Genomic DNA, 15863 nt, shown 5'->3' with positions numbered 1-15863 from the left:
TTAACGCGAGCCTTCAATTCCCATCCAATCAGTATGAAATACACCTTCTTTATCGGTTCGCTGATAAGTGTGAGCGCCAAAGTAATCACGCTGCGCTTGAATTAGGTTTGCTGGCAATACTGCACTTCGATAACTATCATAATAAGTAATGGCAGCAGACAATGTAGGCACAGGGATACCGTTTTGTACAGCTAACGCAACTACATCACGTAATGATTGTTGATAAGCTTCTACAGTTTGTTTGAAATATGGTGTTAATAATAGATTAACCACTTCCTGATTATCCGTATAGGCATCGGTAATTTTCTGTAAGAATTGTGCACGAATGATACAACCTGCTCTAAAAATTTTGGCAATTTCACCATAATTAAGGTTCCATTCATATTTTTCCGAAGCTGCTTTTAATTGTGCAAAACCTTGAGCATAAGAAATAATCTTGCCCATATATAATGCTTTACGAACTTTTTCGATTAATGCTTGTTTATTATCTGATTGTACCGTTACCTTTGGTCCTTGTAATACTCTCGATGCAGCAACCCGTTGCGCTTTACATGCTGAAATATACCGGGCAAAAACTGATTCAGTAATTAACGATAATGGTTCACCTAAATCCAAAGCACTTTGGCTTGTCCATTTACCTGTTCCCTTATTTCCGGCGGCATCTAAAATAACATCAATCAGATAAGTACCTGATGAATCTTTGTGCTTAAAGATATCAGCCGTAATTTCAATTAAATAACTATTTAATTCGCCTTTGTTCCAATCAGTAAATACCTCAGCGAGTTCATCATTAGTCAAGCCAACAGCATGTTTTAAAAATGCATAACTTTCAGCAATCAACTGCATGTCGCCATATTCAATACCATTATGCGCCATTTTGACATAGTGCCCTGCCCCATTTGGACCAATATAGGTTACACATGGTTCACCATTAACTTTAGCAGCAATTTTTTCTAAAATAGGGGCTACTAATTGATAAGCTTCTTTTTGGCCTCCAGGCATAATAGAAGGTCCTTTCAGTGCGCCTTCTTCACCACCAGATACACCAGTGCCAATAAAATTAAAACCAGCATCTGACAAATCTTTATTACGACGGATGGTATCTTCAAAATAAGCATTACCACCATCAATAATGATATCTCCTTTATCTAATAATGGTTTAAGCTCATTTATAACAGCATCGGTACCTTTACCCGCTTGCACCATAATTAAAATCCGTCGAGGTTTTTGTAAAGAATTAACAAATTCTTGTAAGGTATAATAAGGCACTAAATTTTTTCCGGGATTTTCACTTATCACTTCTTCTGTTTTATCTTTAGAACGATTATAAATTGATACCGAATATCCACGACTTTCAATATTTAATGCTAGATTACGGCCCATGACCGCCATACCAATTACACCAATCTCTTGTTTAGACATTTTAAAACCTCTTTTTGTACCCTATTCTTTTATTGTACTATTTGCCTAAAAGCGCAATAAATCCTTCAGATATTAAACCACAAATTATTAAACTAAAAAAGCCGTCATGAATATGGCGGCTTTAAAGATTAAACAATAAAATCATTCATTTTCAAACGAATGACGAATTAATGCTTACGACCGTTTCATCATGTCGAAGAAATCTTCGTTTGTTTTCGTCATCGATAATTTATCAATCAGGAATTCCATTGCATCAACTTCCCCCATTGGGTTAAGGATTTTTCGAAGGATCCACATTTTTTGTAATTCATCCGGTGATGTCATTAACTCTTCTTTACGTGTACCAGAACGGTTAAAATCAATAGCTGGAAATACACGGCGTTCAGCAATTTTACGCGACAAATGAAGCTCCATGTTACCCGTTCCTTTGAACTCTTCATAAATTACTTCATCCATTTTTGATCCAGTATCGACTAATGCCGTAGCAATAATTGTTAAACTACCACCCTCTTCAACATTACGTGCGGCACCAAAAAACCGCTTAGGACGATGTAACGCATTAGCATCCACCCCACCGGTTAATACTTTACCTGATGATGGTACAACGGTATTATAGGCTCGCGCTAAGCGAGTAATTGAATCTAATAAAATAATGACATCTTTTTTATGTTCAACTAAACGTTTAGCACGCTCTATAACCATTTCAGCCACTTGTACATGACGAGCAGCCGGTTCATCAAATGTTGATGCAACCACTTCACCTTTTACCAAACGTTGCATTTCTGTTACTTCTTCCGGGCGTTCGTCTATTAACAATACCATTAATTCACATTCCGGATAATTCATTGCTAAACTTTGAGCAATGTTTTGTAATAACATTGTCTTACCTGCTTTTGGCGGAGCAACAATTAAACCACGTTGTCCCTTACCAATAGGTGCGGCCAAATCAAGAACTCGTGCGGTAATATCTTCAGTTGATCCATTACCACGTTCCATACGCAATCGTGAATTGGCATGCAATGGTGTTAAATTTTCAAAGAGAATTTTATTACGAGCATCTTCTGGTTTATCGTGATTGACTTCATTAACTTTTAGGAGGGCAAAATAACGTTCCCCCTCTTTCGGAGGACGTATTTTACCGGAAATCGTATCGCCAGTACGTAAGTTAAAACGTCGAATTTGGCTCGGTGATACATAAATATCATCAGGTCCAGCTAAATACGAACTATCAGCAGAACGTAAGAAACCAAAGCCATCTTGCAAAATTTCGATAACACCGTCACCAAAGATGTCTTCACCACTTTTAGCGTGTTGTTTTAAAATTGCAAAAATAATATCTTGTTTGCGTAAGCGGGCTAAATTTTCAAGCCCCATTGTTTTTTCACCAAGAGCGATAAGCTCAGATACTGGTTTTGTTTTTAATTCAGTTAAATTCATAAGTTTTTTAAGATTATTGAGGATATGTTCGATATGTCGTTCAGTTATATGTATTTAAATTGTTTAAATAGCCTATAGATTTATCATGTCATCTCTTTTCTACAATATAAAGAAACTCAAAATAATGTATGTTAAAATGAGCTTTAAAATAATTATATTATTGTACACTTCCACGATGCTTGATATAAATAGTAATCGACATAAGTGGAAGGATTGCAGACAAGTCTAGATTAAGACCCTCGTAATATATACTATAGTGCTACAAATGTCTATTATTAATCATTAAATTTTGCGAAGAATCTTTAAAAAATAAACATTTATTACAAATCTGTAATAAATCGAACATAAATTAGGAATAATTATTTTGGTTGCATTTTTGCTATTGCGAATCAATTAGGGCGCTAAATTTCTATTTATTTTAATAAATGATGTTCAAGAATAATCAGTTAGTTTACCCGCTTCCATTTTAAAATGCTTGCTAGCATAATTAGCAACCTCATGATCATGAGTGACCAATAAAATTGTAGTGCCCTGAGAATGTAAACCAGAAAACAACTGCATAATTTGCCGCGAACTTTCATCATCTAAATCGTTAGTCGGTTCATCCGCTAGTAATAATTTTGGAGAACAGATTAAAGCCCGGACAATAGCAATCCGTCGCATTTCACCACCTGACATCTGGTTAGGATATATTTCACTTAAATGGCTAATTTCAGCCATTTGCATTAATTGCTGAGCGCGTTTATTACAACATTCAATATTATCTGGCTGTTTATTTTTAGAATAAAGATAATAAGGTAAACAAATATTTTCCATTGCGGTTAAATTGGTTAGCAAACTGCTCCCTTGCGGAACATAACCAATCGTTTGATTACGAAATTGTGAAGCTTGTTCATCATCAAATGGTGCAATATCGGTATTATCGATAATTATTCGTCCTTGTGTCGGCGTAGAAATGCCAGCAATAATATTAAGTAATGTGGTTTTACCACTGCCTGAACGCCCCATAATACAAGCATAATCACGCTGTTGTAAGGAAAATGAAACATTATCTACCGCACAAAAAAGTGTTTGGCGCTGATATTGCTTGCGAATATTTTTCACTTCCAATAACATTATTCACCCTCTCTATATGCCTGATAACTGTCAGTTCTTGTAATGGATAATACTGAATAACTACTAGCTAAAGGTGCAATAATTAACGTTAGTATGAACACTATCAGACCATAGGTTATCGCACTACTAAAGCTAGCATTTATACAAGGTAATCCCAGGGATTGACAAATCAGCATACTAAATGCACATAACACTATAGTAGCGAATATGATACCTATTATTGCGCCAATTACACTAATGATAAACGACTCAATAAATAACATTTTTACCAGCATGCTACGCGAAGCACCGAGGATCCTTAAAATACCTACTTCTCGTTTACGTTCATTAATCGTTGAAGAATATACAATAAAAATAACGACTATTGCCAATAACCAAAAGATAGCTGCTAAAGTGTACACAATAACCGAGAAGCTGTTTAACCATTTATAGATATCGCTAATCATTACTTTAGTCATCACAAAATCTAAATTATATTCAACAGCATACTTTTGCATAATCTGATTAACAATTGCTTTTGGTTGATAATCATGATCCACGCGGATAAAAATAGATGATACATAATTCCTAATATGATCAACATCACCACTAAGAAGGTCGGCCGTTTTCATTAAATTATACGCTGCATCCATAGTCATAAAGACAGACGTATCAAACCCCATTCCGGTACTGTCCATTTTTGCAGCAACGCGAAAACGATGATTAAAAAAGGTTATTTCATCACCAACATCAGCCAGAATTTTAGAACCAACGACCACTTCATTGTCGTGTAAACGAGCCGTTAATTGTTGTTTCATCCACGGTGAGATTACAAAATCCGTCGATTGTTCAAAGCCAATTAACTGTAGTTTTGAGGTACAACAACCAGCACTTAATGAGGCTATAAATAACTGTGATGATACAGCACTAATTCCCTTAATTTTTTCGATTTTTTGGGCTAAATCGGCTTTTAAATAAAAAGTACTTGGTTCACCACGTAATAAAGCTACTTCTAACTCTTTTTCATAACCATAAGGCACAATTAATATATCTGCACCTAACCGATTTGCCATCCCAGCAATGCCATCATTTAAATTTTTAGTTAAGATACTGCCACCAAATAAGCTAGCTGAAAAAAGTAATGTCATAATGATTAAACATGTCGTTCTAAACGGTTTCTGGGCTAAATTACGCCAAGCCAAGCAATAAATGGTTATGGGTTTAATCTGAGGCATTATATGCATAAAGTTCTATTCCGATTTTATCGACATTATTTTTAAAATAATAAAATTAAAATGAAAAAAATTATTTAACTGAGTCGTTTTAAATAGAATATATTGACAAGTATACCAATAAAAAGTATGCCACTTAAAAGTAATAAAGCAGGTAATGTACCAATATGACATGCCATCATTTCACTGGGACAAACGCCAATTAGTACTGTTGGCACTGCTGCAACAAACATAGCAATCACAAGCAATGATATATTTAATCCCAAACGAATTAATGTCGATTTGATTAATAGTATAATCAAACCGATTACCACCATTGCCGTTCCTATCCCAATTTCTGCTTGCGATGTCCAATGACATTTCATAAATTTATAAGTAATATGATGATCATGACTATTAGCCATAATTTCTGTTGGAGGACATACTGGTAAAATATAGGTTGGAACCAATATTACCAGTAATCCTATTAAAATTACAAAAGCCGAACTAAGAAATCGATTCATTATTTTATTCCTAACTTTATGATTGATATCTTATTTAAGATTATCAATAATTTGTGCAATCTTTCCATGCTCCAATACCACCGTAGTTTCAGCATGTTTAGCAACTTCAGGCGAATGTGTGACAACAATGATAGAGCTACCTTCTTGATGTAATTGGTGCAATAAATTCATCACTAATGATTCATTTGCTTCATCCAGATTCCCTGTTGGTTCATCGGCCAAAATTAATTTTGGATAATTAATTAATGCCCGCGCAATACAAACGCGCTGCTGCTCACCACCCGATAACTGTCGAGGTAAATGTTTTGCCCTTGCATGCAGTCCTACTCTTTCTAAGGCATTAAGGGCTTCTTTTTCGTCAACCATACTATGATAATACTGTGCTAACATGACATTTTCTAAAGCGGTAAGATAGGGAACAAGATGAAATTGTTGAAATATCAAGCCAATCTTATCACGCCGAATAACCGTTAAATCCGTTAATGAAAGTTGAGTAATATCTTGTCCATCAAGAATAACCGAACCACTGGTTGGTTTATCCATACATCCAATAATATTCATGAGTGTACTTTTACCACTACCTGAAGGTCCCATGATTGACAACCACTTGCCATCACCTACCGTCATATTGATATCAGCTAATGCATATAACGAACCATAATTTTTTGATACATTATTCACTTCAAGTATATTCATTTTTTTATACTCTTTTTTTAGTTATATTCTACTACCTAGATAAGATAAGTTAAATATAATTGCAGGTAAGCACAGACAATTATCACTCACTCTTGATGTTTATTCACCCCGTAATACTAAAGCCGGCTCAACTTCTACTGCTTGCTTAACTGGCATTAAGCATGCAACAACCGTAACAAGCATCGAAATTAATATCGTAAATGGAATAAGATAAAATTCAAATACAATCGAACTACCAAAGACTTCCCGACTTATTACTTGTGCAAATAATAATCCAAATAATGAACCTATCAAACCACCGATAAAACCTAAAAAAAGACTTTCAGCAAGAAATTCTTTAGCAATACGGCGATTTTCAGCACCGAGTGCCTTTTTCAAACCAATTTCTTTACGACGCTCAATCACCACTGTCATCATAGTTGTCGCAACACAGATCATCGTTAAAATTAGCACCACAGATGTAACCAAATAGAGTAATGACGATAATTTTCCTAACACCTGGGTTTCTGATTGTGTTACCCATTTGATAAGATGAGGTTCAATGCTAGGAAAATTCAGTTTCACTTTAGCTATATAATTTTGAAGTTCTTCTTTAGGGGCACTAATACTTAATTCAATGACTTCAGCCTGATTTTGCTCTTGTAATAAACTTTCCAATTTAGTAAAGTTCACAAAAATAAAGCTATCTTCCGTTTTCCCTGTCTTAACAATCCCCACAATTTTGAATATTTGGTCGAAATTATCATTTTGTCTAGACTTACCAGCAATTGGCATTATGTCACCAATTGATAAATGCGCATAGTTAGCGACATCTATACCGATCATAATTTCATTATCTTGTGATGGAAATTGACCTTCAATTAACCAATATGGGCTCGTTTTAGTAATTTGCTGAAAATCTGTTCCCACCAAAGTATAAGGCACGACATTACTACGCACCGCTAAATAACGAAACGGTGTGACACCGATTCGCTGTGTAGATGGAATCAAATCCGTTGCAGCATTAACGAGGTTAAGATCGATAGTAGCATGACTACCGGCTGGCATGAAAATAATATTTGCACCGTAGGAACGAAACGCTTTACCCATTTGACGTGGAATATCATAACAAAGTGTCACCATCCCGAATAGAACCGTTGCGCCTATTGCTGTTCCTAATAACGCGACTAAAATACGTGAACGTCGTCGTATTAAAGAACTTAGTAACGTTTTGGTTATAAATAGTCTATTTTTATTAAGCATAGCCAAATACCTTTATCGACCGTGTAAAACATCAATAGGTTTTAAAAAAATCATCATCCTCAAAGCTGGAACACTGCCCAACAATGTAATAAATAGAACCATCAAGCCTACTAGTGGAATAATCAATATTTTCGGTTCTATCGTGGAACCAAATACTGTATAGCCAATGATTTGCGCAAAACCAACACCTATAAAATAACCAATAACGCCACCAATGAAACCAATTATCAAAATCTCACAAATAATTAACATCGCAACTGCAGAATTACTGGCACCCAAAGCCTTCAATAATCCAATTTCTGCACTACGTTCTATCACATTTGCGGTAACTAAATTAGATATTGCTAAAGCTGAACAGACTAGAGAGAGTATGGTTAATAGAATCATTAATAATTGCGTCTTTTGTAAGATCGCACCTTCTGACTCGGCAACTTGCATAATCGCTTTTACTCGAACACTAGGCATGACTTCTTCTAATTGATAAGCAATTGAACTGATATAAGCTGTACAATACCAAACATCCCATTCATTACGCGATAAACTATTTGGATCTTGCGCGGCGCGGCGGGCAAGTTCATTTTCTGGCGTTGTGAGGGCACTCACTTCAATACGTTCAACTAACCCCACTTTATCTGCTAGTTTTTGAGCTATGGGTAATGATACATAGATTTCACTGTCTTCAATACCGCCACTATGGAAAATATTATTGACGGTTAAAGTGATTATTTGCTGCGTTTTTGGCGCAACAATTGTAAATTCATCACCGATTTTCAGATTTAATTTTTTGGCGAGAGTTTCCCCCATCATCGCCCCATGCAAATTATCATCTACCATTTTAGAACCATCAATTTGCCACCATGATTTCATAGCTAACATGCCGGTATCGATTTCATCACCAGTAGGAATGATTAAATGTTTATCAAACCATGTACCAACAATTTTGACTGGTTTATCATCAATATTGGCCGTAACACTCAAATAAGGAGCGAAATCAACAATGTTATAAGCCCAAAATATCATTTTGATTTTAACAAGCTCATCTTCTTGAATGAATTGTGATGGTGTAGCTTGATTGTTATCATCAATTTGATACATATCGCTAACAAAAGAAGCGCCTTTAGGAACAATATTTAAATTTGCACCATAAGCTTTCAACTCTTGATTAACTTTATCACCAACATCAAACATCACATTAAGCATTGACGTTGCTAGCGATACTCCTAATGCTACTGTCAGAACAATCAACAATGATTTTTTCTTTTGTCGGGTCAAAACCCTTAATAACATTTTGCCAAACATAATAATCCAGACCTATTTAAACCGATTTTTTTCGGCTTCCAGATATTTTGGTTTTATAACTATATTACCGTCGTTTACTTGGAACTTTAGTGGCACAGGATTACAACCACCAGGGAAACCAATAGTTGCTATGTTCATTACCACATCACATAAGCTACAAACCACTTGATCACCACGTTGATAATATCCGCTTGCCCCACAAATATCACAAGCATCTAAACCAACACCATAAGCATTTTCACTTTTCTTAATAATAATAAAACGGACAATAGTGCCGTCCTGCGTTGTATATCCAAAACGGTGCAACTTACTATCATTGACTTTTGTTAACGGAATAACAAGTAAACCATTGCTATTTAACCCTATAGGCTCAGCAGGAGAAATTTCAACTCCTTTTTCATATAAGTAGCGTAAACGAGTTACTGTAAAAGCTGTAATCGCCGTTGCTGCCATAATCATCAAAACTTTGCGCCGATCTTGGCGAATATTTGCTTTTATTTTTCGAATTTGGGCAGGATTTTGTCCATTCAATGGTGTAGTTTTACTCTTTATATAAAGCATCAAAGTTAATAATAAACTGATACAAATAAAGACGAAAATAAAAAAATTACCATGGCTTAATACAAAAATAATAAGATCCATTAACCATTGTTGATAAGCAATAATGCGGCGTACAATCATAATTTGCGCAATAGTAATAAAATTCTGAATGGTAAAAATAGCCAAAGCAATACTGATTATGATTAATACCAATTTATTTGCTAATTTATATGTAATACGACAGATAAACAGTGTTATTAATAACATTAAGATGATAGCTGCTGTATATCCTAGCCATTTAAATAGATAATCGGTATTAAAAATAGAATCCATCCCGACATCAAATGCAAATGGATAGAGCAATAGGTTGGGCATAAATAATGCAAAAACAAGCGCTAAGAGTAACGTAATACCACAATTAACAGATAATTGCCACCACGCGTTCATATTGGCTCGCTTTTGTTTAATATAGCAAATCCAGATGCAAAATACTGTAGGAATGATGAAAATACCCCATGAACAGAGTAAAACTAAGTCATAATACTCTCTGATCACTGTGCCGGTATTACGTTTTAAAATTGCATATACCAATGCAACTAAGCAACCTAACAACAAACTTGACCAAATGATTTTTTTCGGTTGAGTGCCCACAATACGCAGAGTTGAAATGAGTAACGCAACTATTACAGCAGAAATAAAAGTATTATCGGTTACATTAATTAGGTATTGCAACATAGCTTAGTCCGTTAGACTTAATTGTAATTATAAGTGAACAATTAATAAATTCAGTTGAATTAAATAGGTTAATAGTGTATTCACTATTAACCTTTGATGTTTTGTAAATTATTACTTGTTTAGATTAAAAAGAACTACCAAACGCGTGGGATGAAGTCAAAATCCCATGATACTTCGATAGGTTTTTTCCAGAAACGACCTTCTACACCCGTTTCTTTATCAACATGTAGCAAATAACCTTGTTTTTCAGGATTTTCGATAATAAAAGTAATTTTATATTTACCTGCCCCGTCTAATTTTACATTATTACCATAGTGTGGACCGTCAGATGCATTCATGGGCATGAAATTACCTTCAATAATATTATTACTACCGGACTTTTGGATTTTGTATTTGACAGTTAAATAAGGTACAAAATCACCTGCACCATAACCCAATTCATTTCCATCAGCTGCCGAAATATCAGCTTCAAGGTGCATATCTGATTTAGAAGCGGCTAAACCCCCCATACCGGCAGGTTCCATATCCACTGGTTGAAAATAAACAGCAGCAATATGTAATGGCCCAACTGTTACTTCATCACCAATAGGAAATTCTTCAAACCCAGCCACCTCATCAGGTGTTGGAGCGGCAGCGTTGGCAGCCAAAGGGGATAAAGCTAAAATAGATGTGATACCCACGGCTAAAGCTAATTTTTTCATTGATTTTACTCCTTTTGTAATTTAAGCAATGAATTGCAATTAAATTTAATTATGTAATCTATCGCATTATTGATTTACCTTGCGACAACGGAAATAAATGATCGAAATAACAACAAATAAGACCATAACAACTTGCGGAATCAATGTTTCAACAGTTGGATAGATACCCAAAATATCAATCGACTTGACAAAATTGACAGGGGTAACTTTAATGATATCCGCCTCTTGTAATTCTTTAACACCACCGCCAGCAAACACAATTGCCAAAATATACATTAATACACTGGTGCCAATAAAAAATAATTTTAACGGTAATTTCATTAATCGGAATCGAATGACCATAAAAATAGCTGCCAATATTAAGCAACCAATGCCTAATCCTAAAAATACCATGAAGGTATGCTCTTTAGCATCCACAATCATTGCCTGATAAAATAAAATTGTTTCAGCACCTTCACGAAATACCGATAAAAATGCAGCACTACCTAAAGCAAAGCTACTTCCTGTAGCCACCGCTACTTTGGCTTTATCTTCAACATAACTTTTCCATGCTTGTGACTCCGCTTTAGATAACATCCAATTGCTGACAAAGAACAGTACTACGGTAGCAAGTAACATCGCAATCCCTTCGATCATCTCCTGATTAGCACCACTTATGTTGAAAATATACTGGATAGCAATGGCAGCAATGATACTAGCAACTACTGCTGCTAATGAACTTAAATAAACTACTCTGACTAAAGAGTGATTACCAGAGCGAACCAAATAAGCGGTAATCGCAGCGATCACAAGAATAGCTTCAGTACCTTCACGTAATATGATAACTAAAGCCGCCAGGAATGTACGCCAGCCACTATCCTCTTTGCCATCCAGCTCATTTGCATCTTCATGAAGCATTTTAAGAATAACGTCTATTTCAGTTCGAACCACTTTATTAGGCGCATTATCCGTCATAAGACGTTTAATTTTGGCAAATTGATATTCGGTATCCGTTCCACGCTGCCCTGAAATATAAGACATTACTGCTCGCTCAATACCATGTTTCTCATAAAATCCGAAATAAGCTTTGTTAACCAATTCCTTAGCGCCATCAATATTTTTCATAAAATAGGCATCATAGGATTGATTTAAGATAATATCCATCTCATCAACTAATGCATTCCAGCTTTCATAATTTTTTTTAGTTGCAGCATCTGCGGATGATTGAACCCCCAAACCACATGACAATAATAAAATACAGATTGTTAAAAACCGTTTCACTAATTTGCCCTCTATTTGCCTAATAACATAATGCCAATAGGTTTATCTTTCTCAACCAAATTGAGTTCTTCGCTAATACTCTCTTTTTTTATCGAATGGATATAACGAACATTTAGTTTTAATGCTGCAGCAGTTAAATAGATATTTTGACTCATTGCGCCAACCGCAATTTGACTAAAATCATGCGCTTTCTCATCATCGTTAAACTGATTTAATGCCAAACTATCACTAATAAAAATTAATGAATAAGCCGCACGTCTAACAAAACTTTGTTGCGCAATATCGCTTCGGATATCTTCTTGACTAATTTGTTGAAGATAATGCCCTCGCCAGTTATAAAGGTAGACACCATTTTGTCCTGCAACATAAATCTTAACATAAGGTGGTTGACCAGAAGCAATTGGTATGGTCCATCCCTTCTCTCCACGATTTAAACCACTTGCTGCCCATAACACTGTTGATAATTCTTGATCAGATATATTGCCGATACCAAATGCACCACCTGGTGTTGATGCGCGTTTTTTTAGCGCAGTGAAAATACCGATACCATTTTCCATTTGTGGGGTAGGTAATTGAATATCAGCTTTAGCGACTGTAATAGATGTTAATGAAATAAATAGAATTGTGAACAGTTTTTGGATTAGCCTAAACATGTAACACCTAATTTTCTTTTTAATTATTTGTCGCCTATATTATGGCGATTGGAATTAATTATCAATACTGAATAACAACTATTATCATTTAAATAGCATTAAAATGTCATTGGAAATGAAATAATTATGTTTGAACAGCGTTAATAACACTTTTAAAAAGATTTAATAACCAATTTTTTCTTATTTATCAGTGACTGGTGAGAGATATTAAAGTAAATTATAAAGGTAATTTGGTTGATAAAAAACGTGCTAAACTCGGTCCCAATACTAATACACTAAAAAAACGTAAAATTTGTAATGGCAAAATCACTGCTAAATCCGAATGCGTATCGAGAGCAATTATCACTGATGTATCTAAACCACCTGGGCTAGTCGCTAAAAAACAGGTTAAATAATCTATATCCATGACATAATGCAATAAATATGCTTGACCATAGCAAAAGATTAACATGATAAAAATTGTTAATAAAATTATAGGTAGCGTTTTTAGTGCTAATTTTATAGTAGTTAAATTAAACCGTAAGCCCACAGATAAGCCAATTGTTCCTGAGCATATCATTAATAACCATTGGGGTGTTTCTAATTGAATCACACCATGAATTTGTAAAATCGCGCCAAAAATCATGGGCAGTAAAATACGACCTGAAGGAAACTTAATAAAGTTGGTAATGCAAACACCAGCAATAGCAATTAAAATTGTGTAAATAAGATTGATACTTGGGATAGGAAAGAGTTCAATAGGTTGTGATGTTACAATTGATTCATTGCTAAAATAATGCGCAATTAAAGCTAACATCAATACAACAAAGATAACACGTAAATACTGCACTAAGGCTACTAACCTTGGATCGGCACCGTAATCACCGCAAATACCTACCATAGCTGAAGCACCACCTGGCATTATACCCCAAATGGCTGTAGAACCAGGTAACGAAGAAAAACGGCAGACTAACATCCCGAGAATAATACTAATGAATATCGTAGAAAATGTGATGATTATTGCTAATTGCCAATAAGACACGAGATTCACCAATAAATTTGCCGTTATTGCTTCCGCCGTTAGGCATCCAAGAACACCTTGCGATAGATTAAATAGCGACTTCGATACTACAATAGTTGCATTATTTAAACCAAATATAATCCCCGCCAGCATAGGTCCTAATAAAAAGGCTGCTGGTAGCTGGTTCAAATACAATGGCATAGTAATAAGAATACTTATTATGATAACCATAACCCACTGTAATAATTTATTAAATGGTAATTTCATAATTTAACTAAATATTGTTAAAATAATTTTGACATATAAAATATTAACATAAATCAATAACATCGCTGTTACTATATAATGACAATATTTTCATTAGTCTGTTGTCATGTTTTTTAATTATAAAATAATGATTTGATTTATGCTTCAAGGTTGACTATTTAACCATAAAAATAACCACAACCCCTTAATTAACGATTTCTTTACAGTTTTGATTATTAAATCTGCGTTTTTTATCGGATCTTTTCTTTAAACTTACATACAAAACAATAAAAATAGTGCATAATACAGCCTCAATGAAAATTTCATTGTTTTCCTATTCCTTATGTTTGCCCAATATCACTATTGGGCATTTTTTTGTCCGCTTATCCAAATTTTTCTAGAAAATGTTGTGAAAAAAAACAAAGCGATAAAGACAAAATTTCCAGCAAAATAGCCAATCTCATTAATGGATAGATAATGAATAACCAGTCCGCCAACTAACGCACCACCACCAATACCAATATTATAAATTCCTGAATAAATGGCTGTAGCGATATCCGTTGCATCAGGTGCAGCTTCAATTACCTTACTTTGCATTAACATACCAAATATAGTAATAGCAGTCCCCCAGATTAGACAAATAATAATGGCACTATAACTATAAAGGGATACTAGCGAAAATAAGATCAAACTCGTCATCAACATGAATAAAGTAACAAAGAAAATCGTTACTGGGTATTTTTCAGAATATTTCGCGAAAATAATACTACCCAAAATACCACAAAATCCAATACATAAGAGTAAAAAAACCACAAATTTATCATCAAAACCACCAACTTTATGCATAAAAGGCGTGATGTAAGTGTAAACCGTAAAATGCCCCGTTATAACAACGGCAGTTAGAATATAAATATGGATTAATGCTGGTCTGGCAAGCAAAGAAGGTAAGCTATTCAATGATTTTAGATTGTTACTTGGTAAACGCGGTAACAAATAAACCAGACCTATCATTACGGCAAAAGCAACAATACCAATGCACAAAAAAGTCATGCGCCACCCTACTAACTGACCGACCATAGTGCCAAGCGGTACACCTAAAACCGTTGCCATTGAAGTACCTGCAACGATAAACCCCATTGCTTGGGCTTTTTTACCATTTGGTGCCAATCTTACCGCTAATGGTGTGGTTATCGCCCAAAAAACAGCATGTGCACAAGCAATTCCAATTCGCCCTGCTAACAAGCTATAAAAATCCCATGCAAAACCAGCTAAAATATGACTTAAGATAAAGAGAATAAATAAAAAAATAAGCAATTGGCGGCGTTCAAATTTAGCTGTTAGAATGGTTAATGGTAGCGATAACAACGATACCGCCCATGCATATATGGTTATTAATAATCCAGTATTAGAAATAGTCATACCAAAACTTTCAGCAATGTTTGGTAATAACCCAACTGGTACAAATTCCGTAGTATTAAAAATAAATGCCGCAAAAGCTAAACATAAAATGGCTGACCAAGCTTTTGATCGATGAATAATGGGATATAAATGCATGATAGGAAATAATAAAATATTAAGTTAGTGGCGATTATAATCAATTTACTTTTGATTTCCAATCATTCATTTATCCTTCTGTCATACTTAAGTACCATGAATTTTAAAAATAATTTACTTTTATCTAAAATTATTGATTTTTGAAAGTTTAATTCTAGAAGTCATCGCTGCTTCATGAAAATGCTGAGGTTTATAAAACATTAATTATTATTTTTAGTTTGAATTTCATGATGTTAATTTTTCTTTGT

Annotated in this window: 14 protein-coding genes; all 14 read right to left on the bottom strand. The window is 34.6% G+C overall.

Translation table 11 applies throughout. The annotated features are described in order from the left end of the window. The gene (gndA, locus tag JMI89_RS07040; RefSeq protein ID WP_187754816.1) at positions 1–1422 is read right to left on the bottom strand and encodes an NADP-dependent phosphogluconate dehydrogenase; all 1422 of its coding nucleotides are present in this window, start codon (positions 1420–1422) and stop codon (positions 1–3) included. A 174-nt stretch (positions 1423–1596) separates the two neighbouring features. After that, positions 1597–2859 (bottom strand): transcription termination factor Rho, encoded by a 1263-nt coding sequence (gene rho / locus JMI89_RS07035; protein ID WP_187754815.1) that lies wholly within the window; start codon positions 2857–2859, stop codon positions 1597–1599. Positions 2860–3291: 432 nt separating this feature from the next. Continuing rightward, positions 3292–3975 carry an ABC transporter ATP-binding protein gene (locus JMI89_RS07030; RefSeq protein WP_220679657.1) on the bottom strand — a complete coding sequence of 228 codons (684 nt, stop codon included), beginning with the start codon at positions 3973–3975 and terminating at the stop codon, positions 3292–3294. Then, complete coding sequence (locus tag JMI89_RS07025) at positions 3975–5198, bottom strand: ABC transporter permease (RefSeq protein ID WP_220679656.1); 1224 nt, start codon at positions 5196–5198, stop codon at positions 3975–3977. Before JMI89_RS07025 ends, JMI89_RS07030 begins: the two co-directional genes overlap by 1 nt. A gap of 65 nt (positions 5199–5263) precedes the next feature. Next, positions 5264–5689 (bottom strand): DUF4418 family protein, encoded by a 426-nt coding sequence (locus JMI89_RS07020; protein WP_220679655.1) that lies wholly within the window; start codon positions 5687–5689, stop codon positions 5264–5266. Positions 5690–5719: 30 nt separating this feature from the next. Then, positions 5720–6385 (bottom strand): ABC transporter ATP-binding protein, encoded by a 666-nt coding sequence (locus JMI89_RS07015; RefSeq protein ID WP_187754811.1) that lies wholly within the window; start codon positions 6383–6385, stop codon positions 5720–5722. 99 nt (positions 6386–6484) lie between these two features. Further along, the gene (locus JMI89_RS07010; RefSeq protein WP_187754810.1) at positions 6485–7627 is read right to left on the bottom strand and encodes an FtsX-like permease family protein; all 1143 of its coding nucleotides are present in this window, start codon (positions 7625–7627) and stop codon (positions 6485–6487) included. A 12-nt stretch (positions 7628–7639) separates the two neighbouring features. After that, on the bottom strand, positions 7640–8926 hold the full coding sequence (locus JMI89_RS07005) for an ABC transporter permease (protein WP_187754809.1): 1287 nt from the start codon (positions 8924–8926) through the stop codon (positions 7640–7642). 12 nt (positions 8927–8938) lie between these two features. Next, entirely contained in the window at positions 8939–10201 is a 1263-nt protein-coding gene (locus JMI89_RS07000) for a DUF2318 domain-containing protein (RefSeq protein ID WP_220679654.1), read from the bottom strand. A 134-nt stretch (positions 10202–10335) separates the two neighbouring features. Then, the gene (locus tag JMI89_RS06995; protein ID WP_187754807.1) at positions 10336–10902 is read right to left on the bottom strand and encodes an iron transporter; all 567 of its coding nucleotides are present in this window, start codon (positions 10900–10902) and stop codon (positions 10336–10338) included. A gap of 66 nt (positions 10903–10968) precedes the next feature. Next, positions 10969–12162, bottom strand: a complete 1194-nt coding sequence (locus tag JMI89_RS06990) for an FTR1 family protein (RefSeq protein ID WP_220679653.1) — start codon at positions 12160–12162, stop codon at positions 10969–10971. 11 nt (positions 12163–12173) lie between these two features. Beyond that, a complete protein-coding gene (locus JMI89_RS06985) occupies positions 12174–12815 on the bottom strand; it encodes a nitroreductase family protein (protein WP_220679652.1) in 642 nt (213 codons plus the stop codon). 217 nt (positions 12816–13032) lie between these two features. Continuing rightward, complete coding sequence (locus JMI89_RS06980; RefSeq protein ID WP_220679651.1) at positions 13033–14082, bottom strand: AbrB family transcriptional regulator; 1050 nt, start codon at positions 14080–14082, stop codon at positions 13033–13035. Positions 14083–14421: 339 nt separating this feature from the next. Continuing rightward, positions 14422–15615: a sugar transporter gene (locus tag JMI89_RS06975; protein ID WP_187754804.1), complete on the bottom strand. Its 1194-nt coding sequence runs from the start codon at positions 15613–15615 to the stop codon at positions 14422–14424. Positions 15616–15863 lie beyond the last annotated feature (248 nt).

The organism is Frischella sp. Ac48, from assembly GCF_019641635.1.
Taxonomy (GTDB): domain Bacteria; phylum Pseudomonadota; class Gammaproteobacteria; order Enterobacterales; family Orbaceae; genus Frischella; species Frischella japonica.
This window is presented reverse-complemented; position numbering and strand designations above follow the sequence as displayed.